Annotated in this window: 25 protein-coding genes; 5 read left to right on the top strand and 20 right to left on the bottom strand. The window is 39.4% G+C overall.

Annotation, left to right across the window (positions count from 1 at the left end):
• Positions 1 to 76: 76 nt before the first annotated feature.
• From LU635_RS04345 to LU635_RS04335, 3 genes are all read right to left on the bottom strand, one after another.
• Complete coding sequence (locus LU635_RS04345; protein WP_240096568.1) at positions 77 to 730, bottom strand: flavin reductase family protein; 654 nt, start codon at positions 728 to 730, stop codon at positions 77 to 79.
• Between the two features lie 76 nt (positions 731 to 806).
• Entirely contained in the window at positions 807 to 1052 is a 246-nt protein-coding gene (locus LU635_RS04340) for a hypothetical protein (RefSeq protein WP_240096566.1), read from the bottom strand.
• Positions 1053 to 1141: 89 nt separating this feature from the next.
• Positions 1142 to 2251 carry an alkene reductase gene (locus LU635_RS04335; RefSeq protein ID WP_240096564.1) on the bottom strand — a complete coding sequence of 370 codons (1110 nt, stop codon included), beginning with the start codon at positions 2249 to 2251 and terminating at the stop codon, positions 1142 to 1144.
• Between the two features lie 209 nt (positions 2252 to 2460).
• On the opposite strand from LU635_RS04335, the gene LU635_RS04330 reads away from it, so the two are divergent.
• Complete coding sequence (locus LU635_RS04330) at positions 2461 to 3804, top strand: FAD-dependent oxidoreductase (protein WP_240096562.1); 1344 nt, start codon at positions 2461 to 2463, stop codon at positions 3802 to 3804.
• 151 nt (positions 3805 to 3955) lie between these two features.
• Here LU635_RS04330 and msrA read toward each other — a convergent pair whose 3' ends face one another.
• The 4 genes from msrA to LU635_RS04310 all read right to left on the bottom strand — a co-directional run bounded on the left by msrA (position 3956) and on the right by LU635_RS04310 (position 7272).
• Positions 3956 to 4618, bottom strand: coding sequence for a peptide-methionine (S)-S-oxide reductase MsrA (msrA, locus tag LU635_RS04325; RefSeq protein ID WP_240096560.1), 663 nt, complete (start codon positions 4616 to 4618; stop codon positions 3956 to 3958).
• Position 4619: 1 nt separating this feature from the next.
• A complete protein-coding gene (locus LU635_RS04320) occupies positions 4620 to 5210 on the bottom strand; it encodes a hypothetical protein (RefSeq protein WP_240096558.1) in 591 nt (196 codons plus the stop codon).
• A gap of 186 nt (positions 5211 to 5396) precedes the next feature.
• Positions 5397 to 6176 (bottom strand): zinc ribbon domain-containing protein, encoded by a 780-nt coding sequence (locus LU635_RS04315; RefSeq protein WP_240096555.1) that lies wholly within the window; start codon positions 6174 to 6176, stop codon positions 5397 to 5399.
• A gap of 1 nt (position 6177) precedes the next feature.
• Positions 6178 to 7272: a Nif3-like dinuclear metal center hexameric protein gene (locus tag LU635_RS04310; protein ID WP_240096553.1), complete on the bottom strand. Its 1095-nt coding sequence runs from the start codon at positions 7270 to 7272 to the stop codon at positions 6178 to 6180.
• Positions 7273 to 7393: 121 nt separating this feature from the next.
• On the opposite strand from LU635_RS04310, the gene lpxK reads away from it, so the two are divergent.
• Complete coding sequence (gene lpxK, locus LU635_RS04305; protein ID WP_240096551.1) at positions 7394 to 8404, top strand: tetraacyldisaccharide 4'-kinase; 1011 nt, start codon at positions 7394 to 7396, stop codon at positions 8402 to 8404.
• Between the two features lie 108 nt (positions 8405 to 8512).
• Here lpxK and LU635_RS04300 read toward each other — a convergent pair whose 3' ends face one another.
• From LU635_RS04300 to LU635_RS04275, 6 genes are all read right to left on the bottom strand, one after another.
• Positions 8513 to 10741, bottom strand: coding sequence for a hybrid sensor histidine kinase/response regulator (locus tag LU635_RS04300; RefSeq protein WP_240096548.1), 2229 nt, complete (start codon positions 10739 to 10741; stop codon positions 8513 to 8515).
• A gap of 42 nt (positions 10742 to 10783) precedes the next feature.
• Complete coding sequence (gene gap, locus LU635_RS04295) at positions 10784 to 11791, bottom strand: type I glyceraldehyde-3-phosphate dehydrogenase (protein WP_240096546.1); 1008 nt, start codon at positions 11789 to 11791, stop codon at positions 10784 to 10786.
• Between the two features lie 7 nt (positions 11792 to 11798).
• Positions 11799 to 12680 carry a lipoyl synthase gene (gene lipA / locus LU635_RS04290; protein ID WP_240096544.1) on the bottom strand — a complete coding sequence of 294 codons (882 nt, stop codon included), beginning with the start codon at positions 12678 to 12680 and terminating at the stop codon, positions 11799 to 11801.
• A gap of 77 nt (positions 12681 to 12757) precedes the next feature.
• A complete protein-coding gene (locus tag LU635_RS04285) occupies positions 12758 to 13327 on the bottom strand; it encodes an RNA polymerase sigma factor (protein ID WP_240096542.1) in 570 nt (189 codons plus the stop codon).
• The gene (locus LU635_RS04280; protein ID WP_240096540.1) at positions 13318 to 14421 is read right to left on the bottom strand and encodes a glycosyltransferase; all 1104 of its coding nucleotides are present in this window, start codon (positions 14419 to 14421) and stop codon (positions 13318 to 13320) included. Before LU635_RS04280 ends, LU635_RS04285 begins: the two co-directional genes overlap by 10 nt.
• Positions 14422 to 14426: 5 nt before the next feature.
• Positions 14427 to 14633: a membrane or secreted protein gene (locus tag LU635_RS04275; protein WP_240096538.1), complete on the bottom strand. Its 207-nt coding sequence runs from the start codon at positions 14631 to 14633 to the stop codon at positions 14427 to 14429.
• Between the two features lie 168 nt (positions 14634 to 14801).
• Between LU635_RS04275 and LU635_RS04270 the strand changes: the two genes are divergently transcribed.
• On the top strand, positions 14802 to 15419 hold the full coding sequence (locus LU635_RS04270) for a fasciclin domain-containing protein (protein WP_240096536.1): 618 nt from the start codon (positions 14802 to 14804) through the stop codon (positions 15417 to 15419).
• 55 nt (positions 15420 to 15474) lie between these two features.
• On the opposite strand, the gene murB is transcribed toward LU635_RS04270, so the two are convergent.
• Entirely contained in the window at positions 15475 to 16488 is a 1014-nt protein-coding gene (murB, locus tag LU635_RS04265) for a UDP-N-acetylmuramate dehydrogenase (protein ID WP_240096534.1), read from the bottom strand.
• Complete coding sequence (locus tag LU635_RS04260) at positions 16488 to 17684, bottom strand: pyridoxal phosphate-dependent aminotransferase (RefSeq protein ID WP_240096531.1); 1197 nt, start codon at positions 17682 to 17684, stop codon at positions 16488 to 16490. The genes murB and LU635_RS04260 overlap by 1 nt, the downstream gene beginning before the upstream one ends.
• 97 nt (positions 17685 to 17781) lie before the next feature.
• On the opposite strand from LU635_RS04260, the gene LU635_RS04255 reads away from it, so the two are divergent.
• Positions 17782 to 19131, top strand: coding sequence for an aspartyl protease family protein (locus tag LU635_RS04255; RefSeq protein WP_240096529.1), 1350 nt, complete (start codon positions 17782 to 17784; stop codon positions 19129 to 19131).
• Positions 19132 to 19181: 50 nt separating this feature from the next.
• Here the strand turns inward: LU635_RS04255 and LU635_RS04250 are convergent, their stop codons facing one another.
• Positions 19182 to 19571 (bottom strand): DUF1573 domain-containing protein, encoded by a 390-nt coding sequence (locus LU635_RS04250; protein ID WP_240096527.1) that lies wholly within the window; start codon positions 19569 to 19571, stop codon positions 19182 to 19184.
• 137 nt (positions 19572 to 19708) lie between these two features.
• Here LU635_RS04250 and LU635_RS04245 point away from each other — a divergent pair, with 137 nt between their 5' ends.
• Positions 19709 to 22339, top strand: coding sequence for a valine--tRNA ligase (locus LU635_RS04245; RefSeq protein ID WP_240096525.1), 2631 nt, complete (start codon positions 19709 to 19711; stop codon positions 22337 to 22339).
• A gap of 75 nt (positions 22340 to 22414) precedes the next feature.
• Here the strand turns inward: LU635_RS04245 and LU635_RS04240 are convergent, their stop codons facing one another.
• Genes LU635_RS04240 through LU635_RS04225 form a run of 4 tightly spaced genes read right to left on the bottom strand, consistent with a single transcriptional unit; the run spans position 22415 to position 24761 of the window.
• The gene (locus tag LU635_RS04240; protein ID WP_240096522.1) at positions 22415 to 22690 is read right to left on the bottom strand and encodes an acyl-CoA-binding protein; all 276 of its coding nucleotides are present in this window, start codon (positions 22688 to 22690) and stop codon (positions 22415 to 22417) included.
• Positions 22691 to 22696: 6 nt separating this feature from the next.
• Positions 22697 to 23353 (bottom strand): phosphatidylserine decarboxylase family protein, encoded by a 657-nt coding sequence (locus tag LU635_RS04235; RefSeq protein ID WP_240096520.1) that lies wholly within the window; start codon positions 23351 to 23353, stop codon positions 22697 to 22699.
• Positions 23343 to 24146 carry a phosphatidate cytidylyltransferase gene (locus LU635_RS04230; protein ID WP_240096518.1) on the bottom strand — a complete coding sequence of 268 codons (804 nt, stop codon included), beginning with the start codon at positions 24144 to 24146 and terminating at the stop codon, positions 23343 to 23345. The genes LU635_RS04235 and LU635_RS04230 overlap by 11 nt, the downstream gene beginning before the upstream one ends.
• Positions 24147 to 24149: 3 nt before the next feature.
• Entirely contained in the window at positions 24150 to 24761 is a 612-nt protein-coding gene (locus LU635_RS04225; protein ID WP_240096516.1) for an LUD domain-containing protein, read from the bottom strand.
• Between the last annotated feature and the right edge of the window lie 65 nt (positions 24762 to 24826).

Raw genomic sequence — 24826 nt, 5'->3', positions numbered from 1 at the left:
TACAGGTGATTTTCAGTCTTCCATTATCCCGGCTTCGAAGATCATTTCTAAACCAAAACTGAGCTGGACTCATATTTTACTGACTGGCTTCCTTACTAAAGAATGATTTTACTTCCTGTCCGGGACGTGCGTAATGGAACCTGTCAAGCAGTGCAGGGAGGGAATATCCATCCAGCCCATTTATAGCTACGGTTCCTGCATCATCAAGGCGTAGCCATCCGTCGGGCATCTGTATTCCTTCATCAAAATAAATGTGTTCTATAGAGGCAATGATTAGAAGAGTGTCATTTTCTTTGATCTTATATTCATTCAGGTATTTACAGCCCATCTTTATTTCAGATTGTTTTACATAAGGAGCAAAAAAGCCGTTCAGGTATTCTTCTTCCAGTCCTGTTTTGTGGAATTCAGAAATATCCTCCTCATATTTTGCAGCCGTTTGATGGGCCTGTTCGATCATTTTTTCATGAATATGGTTAACGGTGAAATAAGAGGTCTCTTTTATATTCTGATAGGTATTGCGAGCCACACTTAATGGTCTGGTCACAAACCCCAGCATTGCCGGGTCGCTTCCAATGTGGGTTACCGAACTGAATACGGCCACATTCGGATTTCCAGATTTAGATTTGGTGGCTATAAGGTTTGCAGATTTATAACCGGAACAGCTGTTGATCAGATTCAACCGGTAGATCTTCTCCATTTTCCTGATATCCTCTGCGCTAATATGCTTCATAAAAAAAGGTCAGTTTTGTTAGACTGACCTCAATTTAGAAATTGCTTGTTTAAAAGCCTGTTAACGGACTTTTAAATTAATCCTGATTCTCTAATTTATTAATTGACATTTCGTAATCTTCCATCGCTTCTCTAATAGCATCAATATTATCTGAAGCTTTTTGATGTGCGTCTTCCATAATTTTCTCCAGATCTTTATCCGGATGCTGAAATAAATCTGTGATCACATGGTTTATTTTATCTATAAGACTTTCCTGAGTGTTCTTGATATCCTCAAGTTTGTTCAGTACAGATCTCATGTGGTCTAACTTTTCCTGATCCATAATTATATTATTTAGTTGATACTAATTTAATTTTTCCCTTAGACTGGCGAAAAATCCTTAACAGCTTTTATAACAGGTTTATTAAAAAATTAGGACTTTTTCTCTTCATAAGCCGGGTAATCGGTATATCCTTTGGATCCCTGGGTGTAAAATGTTTCTGTATCCCAATCGGCAGTTGGCCAGTTATTTTTAAACCTTTCCGGTAGATCAGGGTTGGAAATAAACAGCCTGGCAAAGGAGACAAGGTCTGCATATCCATCTTCAAGAATTTTATTTCCCTTTTCCTGAGTAAATCCCTTATTGGCCATTATAGTGCCTTTGTAGATTGGTCGGTAATGTTTACAAACCTCAGAGACCAGATAATCAATATTGCTTACATCATTCATTGGTTCCGATAGGTGAACATAGGCCAGATCATATGCATTAAGCTTCTCCATGATATAATCAAAGACCGCGATACTTTCTTCAGTTGCCGTAATTCCAAAAGCTCCATTCAGAGAAGGGTTGAAGCGGCATGCAATCCTGTTCTCGGGCCATATCTCACCGATTACCTCCAGAACATCAAAGAAAAATCTTGCCCGGTTAGGAATACTTCCTCCATAATCATCGGTTCTTAAATTTGAATTCTTATTGAAGAACTGATGAAAAAGATAACCATTGGAGGAATGGATCTCCACTCCATCGAATCCGGCCTTTTTGGCCATTTCGGAAGCATGGCGAAATTCCTGAATGGTTTCCTGGATCTCCTGAATGCTCATTTCCTTAGGTTCTGTGGTCTGTTCAAACCCATCAGGAGTAAATACCTTAGTTTCGGGATTTACGGCACTTGGAGCAAGAGGTCTCTCCCCGTTGTGGAACTTAGGATGCGACAACCTTCCGCAGTGCCATAATTGAACGAATATTTTGCCTCCTTCCTCATGAACGGCATCTGTGACTTTCTTCCAGCCGGCAACCTGGTCTTCAGTATGAATGCCTGGAGTATGTAAGTAACCAACGGCCCGATCTGATACCTGGGAGCCTTCAGTAATAATAAGTCCGGCGCCAGCACGCTGGGTATAATATTTTACGTGAAGGTCGGTGGGCGCATTGTATTTATTATCTGCCCTGTTCCTTGTCATTGGTGCCATGACCACTCTGTTCTTTAACGGAAGGTCTCCAATTTTATAGGGTTCAAGAAGGGGTTGGTTAGCCTGGGCCATGTCGCGGGATTTTTTCTGTTTGTTCTATAAAATTACCAGATATGAGCCTTTAGGGCTGTTAATTAAATGATAAATGCCAGAAATCAATGGGTTTATTCACAGCTTTCAAATAAGTCTGTTTCATTTTTATTAAGTAATTTCGTAATTAAAATTTTGAAATCCTTTGGCGCCGCTTAGACCTCTGCCAAAATTTATTTTCAAACCATTTCATGCAAACAAAAAAGAATGTAGCCATAGTAGGATCGGGACTAGTTGGATCGTTGCTGGCTATTTACCTTAGGAAGCAGGGTCATTCAGTTACGGTATTCGATCGCAGACCCGATGTAAGGAAAGTTGAGTTCTCAGGGAGATCCATTAATCTTGCGATGTCCAATAGAGGCTGGAAGGCTCTGGGAGTGGTTGGAATAGAAAAGGAGATAAGAAAGTTAGCCTTGCCTCTGGACAAACGTGCTATGCATGTTGAGGGAGAACCTGTGTATTATCAAAAATACGGAGAAGAAGGAGAAGCCATCTATTCGATATCCAGAGGCGTGCTGAACCGGAAGATGATCGATCTGGCGGAAAAGGAAGGAACTCAGTTCAAGTTTGAAGAAAAAGTTTGGGAAGTAGATATGCCCAATGCCCGCCTTTATACAGGGGAGTCTGAGAAGAGCAACTGGGAAGAATATCAGTTTGATCTCATCTTTGGAGCCGATGGTGCTTTTTCCCGGGTGCGACATAAAATGCAGCGACAAAGCAGGTTTAATTATTCCCAGCACTTTATTGATGTAGGTTATAAAGAGCTTACCATCCTTCCCAATGAAGACGGGACTCATAAACTGGACAGTTCGTCTTTTCATATATGGCCCAGAGGGAATTTTATGCTTATCGCCATGCCAAACCTGGATGGGACTTTCACCTGTACGTTGTTTTTACCTTTTGAAGGAGAGGTTTCATTTGAAAGTATAAAGTCTGAACAGGATGCCGATGTATTTTTTGAGACTTATTTTTCTGATATCAAGGATGAGATATCCAATTTGAAGAAAGACTTTTTCAGGAATCCTACGAGCGCCATGGTAACTATAAAATGTTTCCCCTGGTCTTATTATGATAAGATCACCCTGGTGGGAGATTCGGCCCACGCGATTGTACCTTTTTATGGACAGGGTATGAATGCAGGATTCGAGGATATTTCAGTGCTGAATGAAAAAATGGATAAATATGGAAACGACTGGCAGAAGATATTTGAAGAATACCAGACCGAAAGAAAACCTAATGCCGATGCTATAGCCGAACTGAGCTACCGGAACTTCATGGAGATGAGTAGTAAGACGGCAGATCCAAAATTCCTGTTGAGTAAAAAAATAGAAAAGAAATTCGCCCAGGAACATCCGGATCTCTGGACCCCTTTATATTCCAGGGTTACTTTTTCTGATAAGGCCTACTCTGAAGCCTTAAAAATTGGGGATTATCAAAGGGAAATTATGGATGAAGTAATGAAGATTCCCAATATTGAAGAGAAATGGGATTCCAGGGAGGTTGAAGAAAAGATTATAAGTCTTATTAGAAAATAAAGAAACTTTCTTAAAACTGTTAGTCTTCTCGTCAGGGCTGAACTTGTTCAGCTTCTTTTAATATTTCTCATGAATTTTTCCAGACAGATCCTGAGATAATCCCGATAGCTATCGGAACAGGATATATTTCAAAAAAATTCCCCAAAGTATTTTAATGAGCATCCTCCTTCAGAATATCAGGAAATTTTGCTTTGAACCTGTTTAATCTCGGAATTGAAACTTTTTGAATATATGGATTATTAGGATTGTTCTTCTCATAATCCTGGTGGTAGTTCTCGGCTTTCCAGAATTTTTGAAATGGTAAAATTTCTGCGGCAATAGGTTCGTTATAGTCTTTGGCCACTTCAGCCTTAACCTCTTCTATGATCTTTTTCTGTTCTTCATTCTGATAAAAAATGATGGATCGGTATTGGGAACCTCTGTCGGGACCCTGGCCATTCACCTGGGTTGGATCCTGGGATCCAAAATAGACTTCTACTAGTGTTTTAAAGCTAACCACATCGGGATCATATATCACTTCTACAGATTCTGCATGTCCGGTTGTCCCTGTGTTGCTTGATTCATAGGTTGGATTCTTAGTGTGCCCTCCCGAATAACCCGAGATGGCCTCTTCTACGCCTTCAATACTTTCGTAAATGGCTTCTACACACCAAAAACATCCACTGGCAAAATAAGCCCTTTCCATTCCGTTTTCAGCTGCAACTTCAACAGGCTCTGCATTGGCAATTTCAGGTCTTGTAGCAGTATTTTCCTTTGTCTGGTTGCCACAGGCAAGAAGCACCAGACTTATTAAGTTTAATGCTAGAAATCTCATATTATTTTCTCTTGTAAGTTCCTTCTAAAGTCTTCTTTCCGTAAAGCGCGTAATCTACAGCTATCTTTCCGTCGATTGTAAATCCTTTCCAATCCAGATCAAAGCCGTTTCCTGATGGGCTTAGAACCGCTATTGGAGTGTTTTTTTCAAACTTATCCCATGGAATTTCAGAATCTGTTGTTTTGGACGACTTCCCTGAATAATAAACATTGATATTATTTCCACTCTGCTCAAACCGGCCATTTACATATAATTTGTCTTCAGAAAGGCATAATTCTGAAGTGCCGCTCATTTTTACTTCCAGGCAGAAGCAACTGCAATTCCAGTCTTCGGGATGATCACTTCTAATATAGGTCCCTGCAATACTATTACCTGTATCGGGGTTCACTTCAGAGTCAGAATTTGCGGTATCAGAATCAGGAACATCAGGGTTTTGGTTTATAGGCTGATCCTGGGAGGTACCTCCTGTTTTTTCCTTTGATTCTATGGATTCGGTTTGATTTTCCTCTATTTCTTTTTCTGCGTTTTCCTTATTGTCTTTACAAGACATTAAAAACAGCATCATGCAAAAAAGGATTAATGTAGTTCTCATCTTTAACGAATTGGGTTAGTTAAAGGTAGCTTTTTATAGCCCGATAAATGTGAAATACTTGTTAATCCCATATCAGTGGGGTAAGCCTGAGATTAAGACATAAAAAAACTGCCTGAAAAACTTTTGCTTCAGATCTAAGATCCTACTGTTATTTTTCAGGCAGTTTATATTTACTGTTTAAAGAGTTTAGAACTTCTTAAACATGCTTGACATTTTTTCCTGTTCTTCTTTTGCCAGTTCCTCGTCTACAAGTATTCTACCACTATGCTCATCGGTGATGATCTTTTTGCGGCCAGCAATCTCCATGATCACCTGTGGTGGAATGGTAAAGAACGAACCTCCTGAAGCTCCACGCTCAACAGGAACAACTGCAAGACCATTCTTAACGTTACTTCTTATTCTTTTATAAGCAGTAACCAGTCTTTCTTCAATGTTCTTTTCGTATTCCTGTGATTTTTCAATAAGGGCCTGCTCTTCCTTTTCGGTTTCTTTTAATATCTCGTCAAGCTCACCTTTTTTGTGCTTAAGATGTGCCTCTCTTTCTGCAAGCTTCTCTTTGGTTTGGGTAATAACCTCTTTCTTCTGCTCGATTTTGGCCTTATACTCCTTGATGTGCTTTTCAGAAAGTTCTATTTCAAGCTCCTGAAATTCGATCTCTTTACTTAGGGCATTGAACTCCCTGTTGTTACGAACATTTTTCTGCTGTTCAGAATATTTTTTGATCGTAGACTTAGACTCCTCAATCTGGTTCTTCTTGTTCTTGATGTCATTTTCAATGACTTCTATGTCGGCTTCCAGTTTTTCCAGGCGTCTGTTTAAACCTGCTACTTCATCTTCCAGATCTTCAACTTCAAGGGGAAGTTCACCACGTACGTTTCTAATTTCATCAATTCTCGAATCTACCAACTGAAGATCGTACAGTGATCTTAACTTCTCTTCTACAGTAACATCGTTTTTTTTCGCCATATTATAAATAGTTGATTGGATTGGTGTTTGTATCTGCTAAAATAAGTGCAAAACTACTAATTTTTTTGCTAAGAAAAGAATATAGTAAATTTTTTGTAAACTGTTCACTTTCATAGTGTCCAATATCTGCTAACACCAGCTTTTCCTCGGCTTTATAAAAGTCGTGATATTTGAGATCTGCGGTGATAAAGATATCGGCTCCTGCAGCTTTGGCATTTTCTATCGCAAAAGCGCCACTTCCACCCAGAACAGCTACTTTTTTTACTGGTTTGTTCAGCAATTTTGAATGTCTTATGCAGCCGGAGCCAAAGGTTTTTTTAACCTTATCAAGGAAGCTGGCTTCATCTATTTCTTCCGAAAGTTCTCCTGTCATTCCCATCCCTAAATGCTGATTTTTATTTTCCAGGCTGTGGATCTCGTAAGCAACTTCTTCGTATGGGTGAGATTTAAAAAGATTTCCAAGAATTCGCCCTTCCAAATGAGCAGGATAGGTGATGCCTATTTGTACTTCTTCCTCGAAATGGACCTGGCCTTTTTCCCCGATTACGGGATTGGAGTCTTCATTACCTTTAAATGAACCTTTTCCCTGCATATTAAAACTACAGTTATCATAATTGCCAATGCTTCCACCACCGGCATCAAATAGGGCCTTCCTTACCTTATCGGCACTATTTACCGGAACAAAAGTGCTAAGTTTTTTTATGGAGTCCCTGCGAGGAATCAGGATCTGCCGGTTCCTTAATCCGAGTTTTTCCGATATCATATCATTTACCCCTTTAAACTGGTTGTCTAAGGCAGTATGTATGGCATAAATGGCAATATCATTTTTAATAGCCTTAAGAACCGTTCTCTCCACATAGTTTTTGCCCGTAAGCTTCTTAAGTCCGGAAAAGATGATGGGATGAAAACTGATGATAAGGTTGCAGTCTTTTTTGATTGCTTCATCTACTGTAGCTTCCAGGGTGTCCAGTGTTATTAAAGCACTGGTAACTTCCTTTGAATTATCGCCTACCAGGAGCCCTACATTATCAAAATCTTCAGCATATCTCGTGGGGGCAAAATCTTCTATAAGGTTAATTACTTCCTGTATGGTCATAATTTAATATTTTAGCCTTTGATTTGTGACAGAGAGAATATTAAAATTGTAGAATTATTCTCCAGTATTCCAATTTTTCAACCTTTAACTGTCCAAATATAAATATTATATATAGCCTTCCATGCCGAATCCGAGAAAATTACTCTTTCCTTTTTCAGTCTTATACCATGTAGTGACCGGGCTTCGGAATAAACTTTATGATAAAGGTATCCTCAATTCAGTTTCCTATGATCTGCCGGTAATTGGTGTGGGGAATCTCAACATGGGAGGGACGGGAAAGTCTCCAATGATCGAGTATCTTCTAAAAATGCTTCATAAAGATTTTAAAGTTGCAAGCCTTAGCAGGGGCTATAAAAGGGAAAGCAAAGGTTTTCAGCTTGTTGAAACAGATCAACCGGCAGCAAGGGCTGGGGATGAACCATTACAGTTCAAAAATAAATTTCCTGAGGTGACTGTGGCTGTGGATGCCGATAGGAGGGAAGGTATCAGGGAATTACAGAAGTTTTCTCCAGATGTTATTTTACTGGACGATGCTTTTCAGCACCGGAAAGTTAAGCCCGGTTTCTACATATTGCTAACGGCTTATGGAGATCTGTATACGGATGATCTTCTATTACCCGCAGGGAATCTAAGGGAATCGTCAGCTGGGGCTGAAAGGGCTGATATTATAATTGTAACCAAATGTCCTTCTGATCTATCTTCAGAAGACATGAAGAAGATCAGAGAGAAGATTAAGCCCGGGTCTCAGCAGGATTTATTCTTTACGTCGATCAATTATTCTGATAAAGTGTACTCCCATAAGGATGAAAGGCTATTGGAAGATGTATCGGTTGCCGAATACTGTCTGGTAACGGGAATAGCCAATCCAAAACCTCTTCTTGAGTATCTTGAAGCCATGGGAATAAGTCCTGAACATTTCAAATTTCCTGACCATCATAATTTTTCAGAAAAAGAAATTCAAAAGCTTCAGCAACTCCCAAAAAAGATTCTTACCACTGAAAAGGATTTTATGAGGTTAAAAGACAGGATACGAAATGAGCAACTATACTATCTGCCTATTGAAATGGAATTCCTTAATGATAGGAAGGCTAAGTTTGAGAAGCGAATTTTAGATTTTATCAATAAAAAATGAGGTGTGGGGAACACCTCATTTTACTTTGGCTAATTCAAACTATATAAGATAATTCTTCGCTATATAATTCTACTAACCATTCTTTAAACAAAGCATGTGCCAAAGAAGTTAAACCGTTGTTTCTCTGGATGCTAAGTATTTATTTATCTTATGGAAGAACTCTTCCGTTTTATAAGGTTTTGGTATAATATCATTGAAACCATTAAGGTAGAATTCATCCAGATTATCATCAAGGGTAACTGCTGTTAAGGCAATGATCGGGATGTCCTGGTTAAACTTCCTTATCTCCACTGTAGCTTCAATCCCGCTAATTCCGGGCATGTGTATATCCATCAGAATAAGGTCAAAATGATTGTTCTGAACCTTTTCTATAGCGGTAGTTCCATTATCAGCGACATCACAAATCACCTTGTTCTTTTCAAGGATCTTGCGTGTAATCATCTGGTTGATCTTATTGTCTTCAACCACCAGGATTCGCTTGTCTTCCATTATCTCGTTGGATAATTGTTTCTCTTCCACTTTTGGAGCCACTGGAGTGTCGGTAACTTCTACTTCAGGGGCTTCAAATTCCAGTTCAAAGCTGAATTTGGAACCTTTTCCTAATTCGCTATCCAGGTTAATTTCACTGTTCAGTAGGGTCAGCAGGTTTTTAACAATGGAAAGGCCTAAACCGGTACCACCAAACTTTCTGTTGATCTGTGTAGATCCCTGGGTGAAGTTCTCAAAGATCGCTTTTTGTTTCTCCTTGCCAATTCCTTCTCCGTTGTCACGAATTTCAAACTGAAGGTAAACTTTTTTGTCTTGCTGTCTGTTTTTCTTAACCGAGATCCAGATATCTCCGTTTTCGGTAAATTTAATCGAGTTACCTATAAGGTTGATCAGGATCTGCGAGATCTTCAGTGGATCACCTATCAATTTCTTAGGAATGGTTTTGTCAAAATCGAAATGAAGCTTGGTTTTCTTCTCGTCTGCCGAATTCTTTAAGGCTATAAGTACATCAGACATTCTCTTTTCAAGATTGAAGGCTGATTTAACTATTTCGACCTTATTGGCCTCCAGTTTGTTGAGGTCTAAGATATTGTTGATAAGAGATAAAAGATATTCGCCTGAAAATTTCAGGGAATTAAGATGTTCCTTCTGGCTCTCAGTAGGACTTTCTTCCAGGAGCAGATGGGTGAGACCCGTTACTGCATAAAGAGGTGTCCTTAATTCATGAGTGATCGTAGATAGGAATTGCGCTTTTGCCAGGGAAGCTTTTTCAGCATTCTCTTTGGCCAGGGTGAGTTCAGAGTTTTTCTTCTGAAGCAATTCATTAGCCCTTGCTCTTAAATTGTTGTTCTTATATAAGGATAGAGTTAAAAGAGACAGAATCGTTATTAAGGCTACACTTAATATCGTAGTGAGTTTGTTAACTTTTAAGGTCCTTTCCTGTTCGGCGTTTTGCAGGGTAAGTTCATTTACTGTAGACTTCAAAGATTCCATGCCCAGGCGTTCAAATGTTTCGCTGGAAAGAGCTTCTTTATTCATATCAAAAACGGCTTCCTGGATTTCATTGGCCTTTTTTAAATGTTCAAGTGCCTTAGACGGCCTGTCCTGAAGTTCTGCGATCTGGCTTAGGATTGCATAGGAGTACATGGTCATTCCTACGAAATTTCCAGATTGTGCAAGACTTAGAGCTCCCTGTGCTGCTTTTTCGGCTTTTTCGTAATCGTTTGCAAGTATGGCCGCCCTCGCCCTGTAATAGTGAAGTCTTGAAAGCTCGTAATTATTTTTGCTGTCCTTTAGATATATTTCAGTGTTGTTTAATAAAGCTAAAGCCTGGTCTCTTTTACTTTTATCATATAAGTAAACTATAGCTTTATTAAGGGATATAATTCCCAGTTGTTCCTGGTTTTGTTCCTTTTCATAATAGTCCTGAGCCAGATTAAAATATTTGATGGCTCGATCATATTCGCCTTTCGACTGGAATAATTTTCCATAAAGTATATAGGAATAGGCGAGGCCGGCTTCATCATCTATTTCGCGCTGTATGTTTATAGCCCTTTGAAGTTGGGTTACACCTTTATCATATTCATGCCTAACGTGATACATCCGCGCTAGAATACTGCTTGAAAGAGCGATATATCTCTTGTGGTCTATGCGTTTCGCTAATTCTAACGACTTGTTAAGCTGATCCTGGGCTTTATCAAATTCCATCATATCTATGGAATTTTCAGCCTGAGTTAAAAGTTGCTTTATCTCATTTGGACTGGGCCGAGCTTCATCTATCTTTGAGTCCTGAAAACTCAAGGTTAGAAAACAACAAAGTAATAAAAAGGTTAGCTTTAGGTTCTTCATTCGGGAAAAATAGCAAGCTGCTGTTAATGTGGTTAAATATAGCTATTTATCGCTAATGAGTGAAATTAAATCGATAAGACGATTAGAATATCCAATTTCATTGTCATACCATCCTATCAATTTTATAAGCTTTCCGTCAATTACGGAAGTCATTTGCGCGTCGAATATGCAACTGTACGGGCTGTCAAGTATATCTACGCTTACAATGGGATCGTCTGTATACTGGATAATTCCTTTCATTGAATTTTGAGCAGCTTCTTTAAATAAATTATTCACTTCTGTGATACTGGTCTCTTTTTCAACATTTAGAGTCATATCGGTTAAGGAACCATTTGGAACGGGTACGCGAATTCCGCAGCCACCTATAACACTGCTTAGGTCGGGGAAAATTCTTGTCAGGGCCTTTGCGGCTCCAGTGGTTGTGGGGATAATGGACTGTGCCGCAGCGCGGCTTCTTCTCAAATCCTTATGTGGTTTGTCATGAAGACTTTGATCTGAAGTATAGGAGTGAACCGTTGTAATATAAGCCTGTGTTACTTTAAGATTATCATTGATCACTTTCAGCATGGGCGCTGCATTGTTAGTGGTGCAGGAAGCATTTGAGATTATTTTCTCGGTACCGTCTAAAATTTGCTCATTAACACCTAAAACTACCATTCTGATATTATCGTCCTGGGGTGGAACCGAGAGAATCACTTTTTTAACCCCTGGTTTTAAGTGTGGTTCCACAGAATCCTGGGTTTTGAACTGTCCTGAGCATTCCACAACATAATCTACCTCATAGTTGTTCCATGGAATATCTGCCGGATTCTTAAAATTCAGTAAGGGGATAAGATTTCCATTTACGATGATTCCTGATTTGTTAGATGAAACCTCGGCCTTCAAAGTTCGATGAACGCTGTCATATTTCAATAGGTGGGCCAGACTTCCGGAATCGTGGATGTCGTTTATAGCCACCACCTTTATAGAAGGATGGTTTAATAAAATGCGAAAGAGGTTTCTTCCAATTCTGCCAAAACCATTAATGGCAATATTAACAGTTGCGGCCATTTGCAGACTAGTTAATATGTTTTTGAGCTTTGTAAGAAGATCTCACCAGTGCACTGCTTTCTACATGTCTGAAACCGAGGTCCAGCCCGATCTCCTCATATTTTTTAAACTGGTCTGGTGTGACGAACTGCTTTACCGGCAGGTGTTTCTTACTTGGTTGTAAATACTGGCCAATAGTTACTACATCAACTCCGGCTTCTTTCAGATCGTGTAAGGTTTGAATTACCTCTTCTTCCTGTTCGCCGAGACCCAGCATGATCCCTGATTTTGTTCTCTTTATACCGCTATCCTTCAGGTATTTGAGAACAGCAAGGCTTCTTTCATATTTTGCCTGTATCCTTACTTCCCGGGTAAGCCTTCTTACGGTTTCCATATTATGTGAAACCACTTCTGGCATTACCTCCACGATACGATCTATATTTGTTTCATTTCCCTGAAAGTCGGGTATGAGTGTTTCCAGGGTAGTGTCGGGATTCATTCTCCTTATGGCCTTAACGGTTTCAGCCCAGATGATGGACCCCATATCTTTAAGGTCATCTCTGTCAACACTTGTAACAACCGCGTGCTTAATCTTCATTAGTTTAATGGACCTTGCCACTTTTTCAGGCTCATCCCAATCTACTGTCTCGGGTCTCCCGGTTTTTACACCACAGAAACCACAGGAGCGGGTACAAATATTCCCAAGTATCATGAATGTGGCCGTACCTTCACTCCAGCATTCCCCCATATTCGGGCAACTCCCGGAAGTGCAGATAGTATGCAGGTCATATTTATCTACAAGATTCCTTAGTTCGGTATATTTTTTTCCGGTAGGAAGTTTTACACGAAGCCATTTAGGTTTTGGCTTTCTTTCGGTTTTTGATTCTACGGTTGCAACGTCTGTATTCATAGCAAAAATCTGTGGTTCAAAGATACAATAATAAGCTGAACTGCATAAATTAGACTCGACTGCTTTTTATTCCTTACTCAGCTTTTTCTGGCTTCAATAATTTCAGCCAAAAGCTTCTTGGCCCGCAGTAGTTTTACCTTCACGTTATTCATGGGTTCATCAAGACTATTGGCGATCTCTTTGTAACTTTTTTCCTGAAAAAATCGAAGATTGATTACTTCCTGGTAATGGGGTTTCAGCTGTTTGATATCGGCAAGCAACTGCTCCAGATGTTGCTCCTTGATGAGTTTGTCTTCAATGCTTGGAGTTTCATCTGCAATTTCATAGACCCTGTTCTCATCCTGAACACTGGTCTTTGAACTTATAGAAGAATTTTTCTTACGTATCTGGTCTATATGGATATTCTTTGAAATGGCTATTAGCCAGGTAGTAAAGGAATAATTCTCATCAAAGCTGTCTATCTTATTGAAAGCCTTGGAAAACGTCTGAATGGTAATGTCTTCAGCCTCATATTCGTTTTTGGTCTTCTTTAATTGAAAACCATATACATCGTTCCAGTATCTGTCTAAAAGATAATTAAAGGCCGATTGGTTTCCCTTTTTGGCCTCCGTGATCTTTTCCAGGAGTTCGTCCGGGTTTATTTCCAATGTCTTGGTTTTGAAATGAGGTTAGATATAAAGATAGCCATTTGCAGGAAGATTAAAAAAAGATCGAAAAACGGAAAGAACCAAACAACATCGGTCTCATTCAGTTTTTTGGCTGATTTGAAATAAACAAAAGCTTCAATTATCAGCTTAAAACCTAATACTCCAAGTACGATTTCCGGATATATCTGCAAAACCAGAAGCAATGCCAGCAGTATCCAGAAAATAAATCTGAAAATGTAAAAAGCACCGAGTAAAAACTTATGTTTTGCCTTATAGTGTTTCGCTACAGCTACATGTCTTTTTTTCTGATTAAACCATTCGGAAAAGTTGGTTTTAGGGATGCTTCGAGTCAGTGCGTCTGCATTAAAACATATGGCTGTATTGTTGGAATTGGATGCCTCATTCACAAAAAGGTCGTCATCACCAGACCTTAGGTGAAGGTGGTTTGCAAAACCTTTTAATTCATAGAACTGGGAAGAGGTGTATGCCAGGTTCCGGCCAACTCCCATGTAAGGAGACCCCAGACGGGCATAAGAAAAATACTGGATAGCTGTGAGCAATGTCTCAAACCTGATGAGTTTATTCAATAAAGATCCGGTATGATGGAAATATCCTCCGTAACCAAGAACTATAGAAATTCCTGGTTGGAAATTAGCTGACATCTCCCTTATCCAGTTCCTGGATTGCGGGGCACAGTCGGCATCAGTAAAGAGCAAATGCTCATGTTTGGCCTTTTTGATCCCTAGCGTTAATGCATATTTCTTATTAGCCCAGAAGGCTTCATTGTTCTGGACATCTACAATCTTTATACGAGGATCGGTTTTCTGAAATTCCTCAATGATCTCCAGGGTATTATCTGAAGAAGCATCGTTAATAACAATAACTTCAAACTGTGGGTAGTCCTGTTCGAGTATGGAGGGCAGGAAGTTTCCGAGATTTTCTGCTTCGTTTTTAGCACAGATTATTACTGAAACCGGAACTTCAGGGTGTAACTTATTTTTACTTTCTGCAGTAGCAAAAGAAAAAAAGGAGAAGAAATAGAGGAGATTAACTAAGGCAACAAAAATGAATAATCCCAGTAATAATGTTCCCATTCAGCCTATTTGGTCTTAGGGGTTTCAGAACAATTTTCTATTTCATCTGGCATTTTCCCACAGAAACTGCATGGTTCGCCAGCTTTATTCAAATAGGGATTCTGGCTGGCACAGGTACCGGCAAATTTCCCGTCTTTTTTACCCCAAATTTTTATTGCAATGCCTGCAAAAGCCAGGGCGAGTAAAATGATACTTATAATTAATAATTTCATATGGCTTCATGATTCTGGTGCAAAAATAACAATAAAAAAAAGCCTGTGAAAATAGGAGGATGCATTAGTATAATCTTTACACTATTTAACTAAAATTTAATCGAAATGGATTATGTATATATCTTTTACACAATATCTTGCGCTGTTAATTCAAAAAAAGCTTCGATTATGAAAATAAAAATTTTATTTATTCTTTTTGCCATTTCGGCAATGGTCTTCACTTCCTGTGAAGATAATAAGAAGAAGGAGCAGGAAGATAATGAACGTATGGAGCAAATGGAGGCCGAGAGAGAAGCCGAAATGAATGCCGAGATAGAAAGAATGGATATGGAATCCAATAGCATTGCCGCAAAAGCAATGGAAACCGATACCCTTAGTACTTTGGTAAGTGCCTTGCAAACGGCGGAAATGGCAGACCTCCTAACTGTAAGTGAAGGGCCATATACTGTTTTTGCACCGAATAATGCGGCCTTCGAAAAAGTTGATAAGGCAACTCTTGATAATCTTATGAAAGAAGAGAATCAGGAGGATTTGAGTAATTTTTTAGAATACCATGTGGTTGAGGATGAAATTACTTCTCAGGAGCTGGTGGAAATGGTCAATGATAATGAAGGCGAATATACCATTACCACTCTTGAAGGAGGAGAATTGAGATTTACTCTGGAAGGGGAAAGCCTTATTATAACCGATGAAGCTGGTAATAAAGCCAAGATCGTTCAGGCCGATGTTGACGCTTCTAACGGAATTGTACATATCATTGATGCCGTTGTAATGAAGAAGGCATAAAAAGGCTTTATCCACGGTGAAACAGGGGGCTGCAATCGAGTAGTTCCCTGTTTCTTTAGATAATATTCACTTCCGGCTCCAGTTGAACGCCGAATTTCTTTTTGATTTCCCTTTGGATCTTTTCAGAAAGGGCGAGTATTTCCTGGCCAGTGGCTTCCCCATAATTCACCAGTACTAATGCCTGGTTGCTATGCACTCCGGCATCGCCTTCCCGATAACCCTTAAAACCAGCTTTATCTATCAGCCAGCCTGCGGGTACTTTTATAGCCTCATCAGAAACATGATAGGATGGTACGCCAGGGAACTTTTCTTGTAGTTTTTCAAACTGTTTAACCGGAATGACCGGGTTTTTAAAGAAACTGCCACTATTCCCAAGTCTCGCCGGATCGGGTAGTTTTGATTGCCTTATGCTTATTACAGCGTTTGAAATATCCCTGATAGTAGGCGAATCTATTCCGCTACTTTCCAGCTCAGCTTTTATTGAACCGTAATCGGTGTGCAGGGAATGATCCTTTTTTGTAAGTCTGAAATTAACAGAGGTAATTATATACTGTCCTTTCAACTGATTTTTAAAAACAGAATTCCTGTACTCAAATTCACAGTCTTCCAGGCTGAATTCACGCTCTTCAAGCGTCTGGATATTCATTGCATGGCAACTCACAAAACTGTCTTTTAACTCAACACCATAAGCCCCGATATTTTGAATAGGCGCTGTACCCACATTTCCAGGGATTAGGGATAGATTTTCAAGTCCGCCATAATTCTGTTCCAGCGACCATAACACGAATTCATGCCAGTTTTCGCCGCCGGCAGCCCTTATCAGTACCTGGTCTTCAGTTTCGGAAATGATCTCTTTTCCCTTAATTCCGATATGTATAACGGTTTTCTTAATATCTCCCGTTAAGAGCATATTGCTTCCTCCTCCTAAAATGAATACTTCAGAGGCGTATGTTTTGCGAAGAATAGTCCTCAGGTCATCAGTGTTCTCAACAGAAATAAATCGGTTGGCTCTAACATCAATGCCAAAGCTGTTGTGATTTTTAAGAGAAAAGTTTCGCAGTATTTGCATTAATTCTGCAACTTATATTCCTTCAGGGCTTTTTCAAGAATACTGATTGAACGTTCCAGGTCTTCCTTTTTCAGGACATAAGCTATTCTCACCTGATTTTTTCCTGTATCTGGAGTGGAATAGAAACCTGCTGCCGGGGCTACCATTACAGTTTCGTTATTATCTTCGAAACTTTCAAGAAGCCAACGGGCAAAATCATCGGTATCTTCAACTGGGAGCTCTGCAATACAATAAAATGCTCCATTAGGTTTGGCTACACGAACCCCTTCTATTTTTTCAAGTCCTTCAACCAGTAAATTCCTTCTAAAGGTGTATTGTTCTATAACTTCATCAAAATATTCCTGAGGAGTGTCAAGAGCGGCTTCACTGGCTATTTGCGCAAAAGTTGGAGGACTAAGCCTTGCCTGGGCAAATTTCATGGCTGTAGACATCACTTCTTTATTCTTCGATACCAGACAGCCTATTCTTGCACCACACATACTGTAACGTTTGGATACGGAATCAACCATAATAGCATTCTCTGCCAGTTCAGGAAGGCTCATAATAGAGTGATGTTGGGCTCCTTCGTAAGCAAATTCCCTGTAAACTTCATCTGACACTATAAAAATATCATGCTTTAATGCGAGGTCTGCCAGTTGTTTAACTTCTTCCAGGGTATATAAATAACCGGTGGGATTGCCCGGGTTGCAAATTAAGATCGCCTTTGTTTTTTCAGTGATCAGTTTTTCGAATTCAGATATTGGTGGAAGTGCGAAACTGTCTTCTATACTTGCCCGGATAGGCTTTATCTTCACGCCTGAGGCTGTGGCAAAACCATTGTAATTGGCGTAGAAAGGCTCAGGGATAATCACTTCATCTCCCGGATCTGTAATGCTTCCCATTGCAAAAAGCAAGGCTTCGGACCCGCCAGTGGTAATGATAATATCTTCTTTCTCTACCGGGAGGGCGGTTTTTTGGTAATAACCGGCAAGTTTTTCCCGATAGGTATCAAATCCTGCGGAATGACTATATGAAAGAACCTCTATATTATGATTTTTTACCGCATCCAAGGCACTTTTAGGAGTCTTAATATCCGGCTGACCTATATTCAACTGATATATTTTTCGTCCTTTTTTTACAGCAGCTTCGGCAAAAGGAACAAGTTTTCTTATTGGTGATTCGGGCATTTCCCGCCCCTTATTTGAAATTTTAGGCATTGCATTTTATTTGTAGGGTGCAAAATTGCAAAATTATAGGATTAAACAATAATAATACGCGGGTAATTATGCTGTATTTTTCGTAATTTAACGTAGTATGATCTGTTATAAACACCCATCGGTCTGGATCATTATCATATTAATTTCAGCCATTTTCTCCAACACTTTCTCACAAAATGAATTTGTAATAGAAAATGATAAAGGAAAATTTAAGCAAAAATTTGATCTGGTTAATGATCTTGTGATACTTCCCGTTGAAGTAAATGGGAGAGAGATGTCATTTTTACTGGATACCGGGGTGAATTCTACCATTCTTTTCAGTTTATCCAGCGAAGATTCAGCAACGGTTAATAATCCTATGACGGTATACCTCAAAGGAATGGGTGTAGGAAAGCCGCTGCGTGCTCTTAAAAGTAACCATAATGAGTTCAAAGTTGGAGAAGCCGTAAGTAAAGATCATAGCATATACATTATCGAGGGACAGGTGTTTAGTATATCAAATCGTCTTGGTTATCCATTGAATGGAATACTGGGATATGATTTTTTTAAGGATTTTGTGGTAGAATTCAATTATAAGCGGAAATTCATGTGGGTATACATGAAAGATGAATATGAGTATAAACGCTGCAGGCGTTGTGTGGATCTGCCCTTGAATTTTTATAAGAATAAGCCCTATGTAGAGGCTGAAGTTTCAATCGAAGGAGAGGATGCTCATCAGGTAGATCTTTTGCTGGATAGTGGTTCCGGAGATGCTTTGTGGTTGTTCAGTGATGAGGAGAATGGTATATATTTGCCTGAAAAATCTTTCGCAGATTTTCTGGGATTTGGGATAAGCGGGAGTGTATACGGGCATAGAAGCCGTATTAGCTCGCTCTCTTTGGGCAAATATGAACTAAAGGATATAACTGTTAGTTATCCGGATAGTCTTTCCCTTGAAACTGTAAGTTCCTTTGAGGAAAGGAACGGCAGTGTTGGTGCTCAGGTTTTAAAAAGATTCCATTCGGTAGTAGATTATAAGGGAAGGAACTTAAGGCTAAAACCCAATAATAATTTTCATGATCCTTTTGAATATAATATGAGTGGAGTAATTATAAAGCATAGTGGTTATCAGGTAGTTAAAAGTGCTGCTGCCTCCAATAGCTTTCAGATCCAGAATGATGATCCTTCCAATGAAGGAACAAAGGTCTATCAGACTACACGGCAGGTTATTTACAGCCTGGAACCAAGTTATGAAGTAGCCGAAATTAGACCTGATTCTCCTGCCGAAATGTCCGGACTTAAAATAGGTGATAAAATAATCAAGCTCAATGGCCGGCCCGCATACAAATACAATTTGCAGAAAATTTCAGAAATATTTTCTTCTAAAGAGGGGAAACGAATAAAAATGGAAGTTCTGCGGGAAGGAAAAGCGATTGAAATAGAATTCAGGTTAGAACGCATATTATAAAAATAAGCCCTCCTTAAAAAGGAAGGCTTATTATCAAATATATTGTGAGTCTAGCTATCGTCAGATTCATCTATAACAGTCCCCTTTATTTTCAGGGCTTTTACCGGTTCGTCTGAATTTGAATATACGGTCACTGTTTTTCTGATTGGGCCAACTCTTTTGGTGTCATATTTCACCTCTATTTTCCCGGTTTCACCAGGCATTACTGGTTCTTCGGGCTTTTTAGGGACGGTGCATCCACAACTGGATTTTACATCCTCTATTACCAATGGTGCAGTACCAGTATTAGTGAATTCGAATACTCTTACTCCATCACTGCCTTTTTTTATCTCACCATAATCAATGGTTTCGGATTTAAATTCCATTTTTGCGGTTTTCTGAGCCTGTGCCGTGGCAAAGCCTGCAAATACAAATATGGCGATTGCAATTAGTTTTTTCATAATCTTAATTTTTTTAAGCGGAAAAGTAAAGATAAGCCGAAATACTTCAATTCTCAAAAATTTTAATCATTTCAGCAGCTTTCATAATCCTTCATTAATAATTACTTTTGCCATTATTTCAAAAATCAGACCAAGAAATGGCAATTGCTTCACAGTATAATGCGAAAAAGGTAGAAGATAAGTGGTATGACTACTGGATGAAAAATAATTATTTTCATTCTGAAGTCGATGAGAGAGAACCATATACAATCGTAATTCCACCCCCTAATGTTACCGGAGTTCTGCATATGGGACATATGCTGAACAATACGATCCAGGATGTACTGGTTCGCAGAGCCCGGCTTAAAGGCTTTAACGCCTGCTGGGTGCCGGGAACCGATCATGCATCTATTGCTACTGAAGCCAAGGTGGTTGCTAAACTTAAGTCTGAGGGGATTGACAAAAAAGATCTGACCCGTGACGAATTTCTACAGCATGCCTGGGACTGGACCAATAAGCATGGTGGCATTATTCTGCAACAATTGAAAAAGCTGGGAGCTTCCTGTGACTGGGAGCGTACCAAATTCACCATGGATGAGAAAATGTCGGCCTCTGTGATAAAGGTTTTTGTAGACCTTTATGAAAAAGGGCTCATTTATCGTGGATATCGCATGGTAAACTGGGATCCACAGGCGAAAACAACCCTGTCTGATGAAGAAGTGATCTATGAAGAAAGAAACGGAAAGCTCTATTATCTGAAATACAAGATCGAAGGTAGTGATGAGTACCTTACCATTGCTACCACTAGGCCTGAAACCATACTGGGAGATACCGCTATCTGCATAAATCCTAACGACGAAAGATTTAAGCATTTAAGAGGTAAAAAGGCTATAGTGCCTATTTGTAACAGGACTGTTCCAATCATTGAAGATGAATATGTAGATATGGAGTTTGGTACAGGTTGTCTTAAGGTTACTCCGGCCCATGACGAGAATGATAAGAATCTGGGGGATAAACACAATCTGGATGTAATAGATATTTTTAACGACGATGCTACCCTTAACCATTATGGTTTGCACTATGAAGGGAAAGATCGTTTTGTGGTCCGTGCTGAAATCGTTGAGGAACTTGAAATTTCAGGTTTTCTATCCAAAGTGGAAGACCATATGAATAAAGTGGGTACCAGTGAACGTACCGGTGCGGTTATAGAACCAAAATTGAGTGATCAGTGGTTTCTTAAAATGAAGGAGATGGCCAGGCCGGCTCTGGATGCTGTTCTGGGTGATGAAATCAATCTGGTTCCTGAGAAATTCCTGAATACCTACCGTCACTGGATGGAAAATGTTAGAGACTGGAATATCTCCCGCCAGTTATGGTGGGGACATCAGATCCCGGCTTATTATTATGGAGATGGGAAAAATGATTTTGTGGTGGCAGAGACCGCACCGGAGGCTCTGGAAAAAGCCAGAAAGAAAACGGGGAACAATAATCTTCAGGCTTCAGATTTAACTCAGGATAAAGATGCTCTGGATACCTGGTTTTCCTCATGGTTATGGCCAATGAGTGTCTTTAATGGTATTCTTGAGCCTGAAAATGAAGAGATCAAATATTATTATCCCACGAATGATCTTGTAACAGCACCTGAAATACTTTTCTTCTGGGTTGCAAGGATGATCATGGCCGGGTATGAATATCGCGGTGAGCGACCTTTCAGGAATGTTTACCTAACAGGAATTGTTAGGGATAAACAAAGGAGAAAAATGTCAAAATCCCTTGGGAATTCTCCAGATCCGCTAGGTTTAATAGAACAGTATGGAGCCGATGGTGTTAGAGTAGGCATGCTTTTAAGTTCACCTGCAGGAAATGACCTGATGTTTGACGAGGACCTTTGTAAACAGGGAAGCGCTTTTTCAAATAAGATATGGAATGCCTTTCGTTTAGTGAAAGGCTGGGAGGTTTCTGAGGAAATATCACAGCCCGAAACAGCCAGGATAGCCATACAATGGTATAATTCCAGATTCCAGAAAACCTTAAGAGAGATAGAAGATCACTATTCAAAATACAGGATCAGTGATGCTTTGATGGCTACTTATAAGCTGGTTTGGGATGATTACTGTAGCTGGTTCCTGGAAATGGTGAAACCTGGATATGGAGAACCAGTTGATGCTCAAACCTACAGGGCTGTGATCGAGATACTGGAAGAAAATCTGAAGATCTTACATCCGTTCATGCCTTTTGTGAGCGAGGAGATCTGGCAGGAGATTACTACCCGTAAACCTGAAGAAGCCTTAATAGTAGCGAAATGGCCTGAGGAAAAAGCTTTCGATGATACTGTGATCAAAGAATTCGCCCATGCCGCAGAGGTTATTGCCGGTGTTAGAAAGATCAGAAAGGACAAGAATATTTCCTTTAAAAATGAAATAGAATTAAGTGTTCTGAATAATGAGAATACTTCTAAAACCTTTGATCCGGTAATTGTAAAAATGGGGAATATCTCAAAACTGGAATATGTAACCAATTCGGTTGAAGGCGCCCTTTCTTTCAGGGTTAGGTCTAATGAATATTTTATCCCGATTGTTGGCGCTATAGATGTTGAGGCCGAAAAGAAAAAGATCGAGGAAGAACTGAATTATACAGAAGGCTTTTTGAAATCTGTAGAAAAAAAGCTTTCAAACGAAAGGTTTGTTAACAATGCGCCAGAAAAGGTTGTTGCTATTGAAAAGGCGAAGAAGGCTGATGCTGAAGCAAGGATCGAAGCTTTAAAAGCAAGTCTTGAAAATCTTAACTAGTGTAAATAACCTGATAAGAACTAAAAAAGGAGGACGATTCGTCCTCCTTTTTTAGTTCTTATTTTTCTTTTTTAGTTATTCCGGGATGGAACCTATATGAAGTTCTACAAGCTCGATATATTTTTTACGGGCTTCTTCTTTGCTGAGATCTTTTACCTGTACAAGTGCGTTTACCTTGAATGCGCTTCTAAGATCCCCCCGGTTGGTGGTTGGGATATAGAAACCATTCTTTTCTGTTGCTCTTTTGTAAAGTGCGTAAAAATGCAAAAGCACATCTGGTGGGAATTGCCTGTTTGTGCTGCTCGCCATTTCATAGGCTTTTAGAAATTTTGAATTTTCTTCTGCCATCATAATTATCTAGGATGGGATATCAGCAATTACACTAACACCACCTTTTACTTTTTCATTTAAACCAACTCTTACTTTCGATCCTACTGGAACGAACACATCAACCCGGCTTCCAAATTTTATAAATCCACTGTCGCTACCCTGAACCACTTCGGAATCCACTTCAGCGTAATTCACGATCCTTTTTGCCATAGCTCCGGCTATCTGCCTGTACATGATCTCTCCGGCTGTGTCATTTTTAACAACAACGGTGGTCCTTTCATTTTCTTCACTGGATTTTGGATGCCATGCAACCAGGAATTTTCCAGGATGATACTTACTATAAGTGACTTTTCCGCCCACGGGATGACGAGTTACATGCACATTAATAGGTGACATGAATATCGAGATCTGAAGCCGGTTATCCTTAAAATATTCCTTTTCATAAACCTCTTCAATCGCCACCACTTTTCCGTCTACGGGAGCTATTATGTGCTCGTTATTGTGAGCTGTACGTCTTTTTGGATTTCTGAAAAACTGAAGTATCAGAAGAAAAAAGATCACCGAGACTATAAGAATGGCAAATTTGATCCAATATGTATTAATTAAACTGTAAGTAATGATATTTATTGCAATCAGAATGATCGCAGTAATGGTCATTATTTTAAATCCTTCCTTATGAAACATAGTTCAATATATATAAATAAGCATAAATAAACGGACTTGCAAAGATAATACTATCCAGTCTGTCAAACAATCCGCCGTGACCGGGCATTAATTTTCCGCTGTCTTTTACTCCTGCCTGTCTTTTGAATTTAGACTGTATAAGATCGCCAAGGGTTCCGAATAAACTCATTATTATAGCCAAACCGAACCAGATCTCGGGATATAGGAAATCAGTATAATACCAGAATAAATAACTTATGATGCAGGTAAAGATCAATCCTCCCAAGAATCCTTCGACCGTTTTGTTAGGTGATATTTTTTCATAAAGTTTCGTTTTTCCGAAGTTTTTACCAACGAGATAAGCAAAGGTGTCGTTGGTCCAGATCAGAAAAAATATTCCAATAACCAGATTGGGTTTAAAGGTACCCTGGATAGTGGGGATCAAAGTGAGGAAAATTGTAGACGAAATTAAATAGAAAATGATAATAATGTATTTCTTTTTCTCGAAGACCGGAATCTTCTTAACTACAAGTAAATCCTTTACCAGAAACAGGTTTACGAAAATCGTTATGAATAGGAGTAGGACTGTGGCGTCCTGGTTAAACTTGAGAAAGCTGAAAAGGTAGAAAAGTATTGCCTGTAAAAAATAAAGGGCATAGCTTTTTAATCGTAGCAGCTTCTGCATTTCAATTAAGCAAACCAGGCTTAAAAGGTAGAAAAGCAGAATGAAAATCAGCTCGGAAGATAGGATTGAAGCTACTAAAATAGATGTATACAACAATCCTGAAACAGCACGAATTATGGTTTCCCTCATAAATTACAGATCTTCCAATAGAAGCAAATATAAGTTTTTTGTGCTACTTCCGTAACTCATGAAATCACCCTCTTTCTGGGTCTCAAAATTCTTGATTGTAGTGATGTTTGAAGGGATTTGCTGTCTATTCTTGAATTTGATGCCTCTTAGGCCTTCCCCAATTGTGTCTATTAACTGGCTGGTTGAGGATAGAATGACGAAATTGGCAGGGAGATCATGTAGCTTACGCTCTTTGATCTGGTTGGATGAAATGAGAATGGAACCATCATTCGCCACAAGAAACTCACAGGTTGAAAGAAAGAACTCGGCACTTGCAGATTTATTGAACTCCAGGTTGAAGCCGTTGAACTTGCTTTTTAATTTCTCATCAAAACAGCAGCACTGCTTTTCATACCAATCGTTCTCCAATAGAATATTGTCAAAGGCTTCCTGTATTTCCGTATCGTCTATACAATACAGGAACTTCCCCCCATTATTCTTAAAGTTCATCATGAAACGCTCGTCGGTAGGTAATTTTACCTCCGGCATATATTTCCCTCTTTCAGCATTCTCAGGCACATCCTGATCCTGTTCTGCTTTAGGTTTTGGATTGAGAAACCTCTTGAATAGATTCATAGAGTTTTGGGTATGGTTCCTACAGTCATTTTACCAAAGTTAAAAAATCTCAAATTAACGCTGAT

This window comes from Christiangramia crocea, from assembly GCF_022410465.1.
Taxonomy (GTDB): Bacteria; Bacteroidota; Bacteroidia; order Flavobacteriales; family Flavobacteriaceae; genus Christiangramia; species Christiangramia crocea.
This window is presented reverse-complemented; position numbering and strand designations above follow the sequence as displayed.

Bases quoted from the DNA above. Each gene is read 5' to 3' on its own strand.
- LU635_RS04345 (WP_240096568.1), bottom strand. From the start codon at position 730: ATGAAGCATATTAGCGCAGAGGATATCAGGAAAATGGAGAAGATCTAC.
- LU635_RS04340 (WP_240096566.1), bottom strand. From the start codon at position 1,052: ATGGATCAGGAAAAGTTAGACCACATGAGATCTGTACTGAACAAACTT.
- LU635_RS04335 (WP_240096564.1), bottom strand. From the start codon at position 2,251: ATGGCCCAGGCTAACCAACCCCTTCTTGAACCCTATAAAATTGGAGAC.
- LU635_RS04330 (WP_240096562.1), top strand. From the start codon at position 2,461: ATGCAAACAAAAAAGAATGTAGCCATAGTAGGATCGGGACTAGTTGGA.
- msrA (WP_240096560.1), bottom strand. From the start codon at position 4,618: ATGAGATTTCTAGCATTAAACTTAATAAGTCTGGTGCTTCTTGCCTGT.
- LU635_RS04320 (WP_240096558.1), bottom strand. From the start codon at position 5,210: ATGAGAACTACATTAATCCTTTTTTGCATGATGCTGTTTTTAATGTCT.
- LU635_RS04315 (WP_240096555.1), bottom strand. From the start codon at position 6,176: ATGGCGAAAAAAAACGATGTTACTGTAGAAGAGAAGTTAAGATCACTG.
- LU635_RS04310 (WP_240096553.1), bottom strand. From the start codon at position 7,272: ATGACCATACAGGAAGTAATTAACCTTATAGAAGATTTTGCCCCCACG.
- lpxK (WP_240096551.1), top strand. From the start codon at position 7,394: ATGCCGAATCCGAGAAAATTACTCTTTCCTTTTTCAGTCTTATACCAT.
- LU635_RS04300 (WP_240096548.1), bottom strand. From the start codon at position 10,741: ATGAAGAACCTAAAGCTAACCTTTTTATTACTTTGTTGTTTTCTAACC.
- gap (WP_240096546.1), bottom strand. From the start codon at position 11,791: ATGGCCGCAACTGTTAATATTGCCATTAATGGTTTTGGCAGAATTGGA.
- lipA (WP_240096544.1), bottom strand. From the start codon at position 12,680: ATGAATACAGACGTTGCAACCGTAGAATCAAAAACCGAAAGAAAGCCA.
- LU635_RS04280 (WP_240096540.1), bottom strand. From the start codon at position 14,421: ATGGGAACATTATTACTGGGATTATTCATTTTTGTTGCCTTAGTTAAT.
- LU635_RS04275 (WP_240096538.1), bottom strand. From the start codon at position 14,633: ATGAAATTATTAATTATAAGTATCATTTTACTCGCCCTGGCTTTTGCA.
- LU635_RS04270 (WP_240096536.1), top strand. From the start codon at position 14,802: ATGAAAATAAAAATTTTATTTATTCTTTTTGCCATTTCGGCAATGGTC.
- murB (WP_240096534.1), bottom strand. From the start codon at position 16,488: ATGCAAATACTGCGAAACTTTTCTCTTAAAAATCACAACAGCTTTGGC.
- LU635_RS04260 (WP_240096531.1), bottom strand. From the start codon at position 17,684: ATGCCTAAAATTTCAAATAAGGGGCGGGAAATGCCCGAATCACCAATA.
- LU635_RS04255 (WP_240096529.1), top strand. From the start codon at position 17,782: ATGATCTGTTATAAACACCCATCGGTCTGGATCATTATCATATTAATT.
- LU635_RS04250 (WP_240096527.1), bottom strand. From the start codon at position 19,571: ATGAAAAAACTAATTGCAATCGCCATATTTGTATTTGCAGGCTTTGCC.
- LU635_RS04245 (WP_240096525.1), top strand. From the start codon at position 19,709: ATGGCAATTGCTTCACAGTATAATGCGAAAAAGGTAGAAGATAAGTGG.
- LU635_RS04240 (WP_240096522.1), bottom strand. From the start codon at position 22,690: ATGATGGCAGAAGAAAATTCAAAATTTCTAAAAGCCTATGAAATGGCG.
- LU635_RS04235 (WP_240096520.1), bottom strand. From the start codon at position 23,353: ATGTTTCATAAGGAAGGATTTAAAATAATGACCATTACTGCGATCATT.
- LU635_RS04230 (WP_240096518.1), bottom strand. From the start codon at position 24,146: ATGAGGGAAACCATAATTCGTGCTGTTTCAGGATTGTTGTATACATCT.
- LU635_RS04225 (WP_240096516.1), bottom strand. From the start codon at position 24,761: ATGAATCTATTCAAGAGGTTTCTCAATCCAAAACCTAAAGCAGAACAG.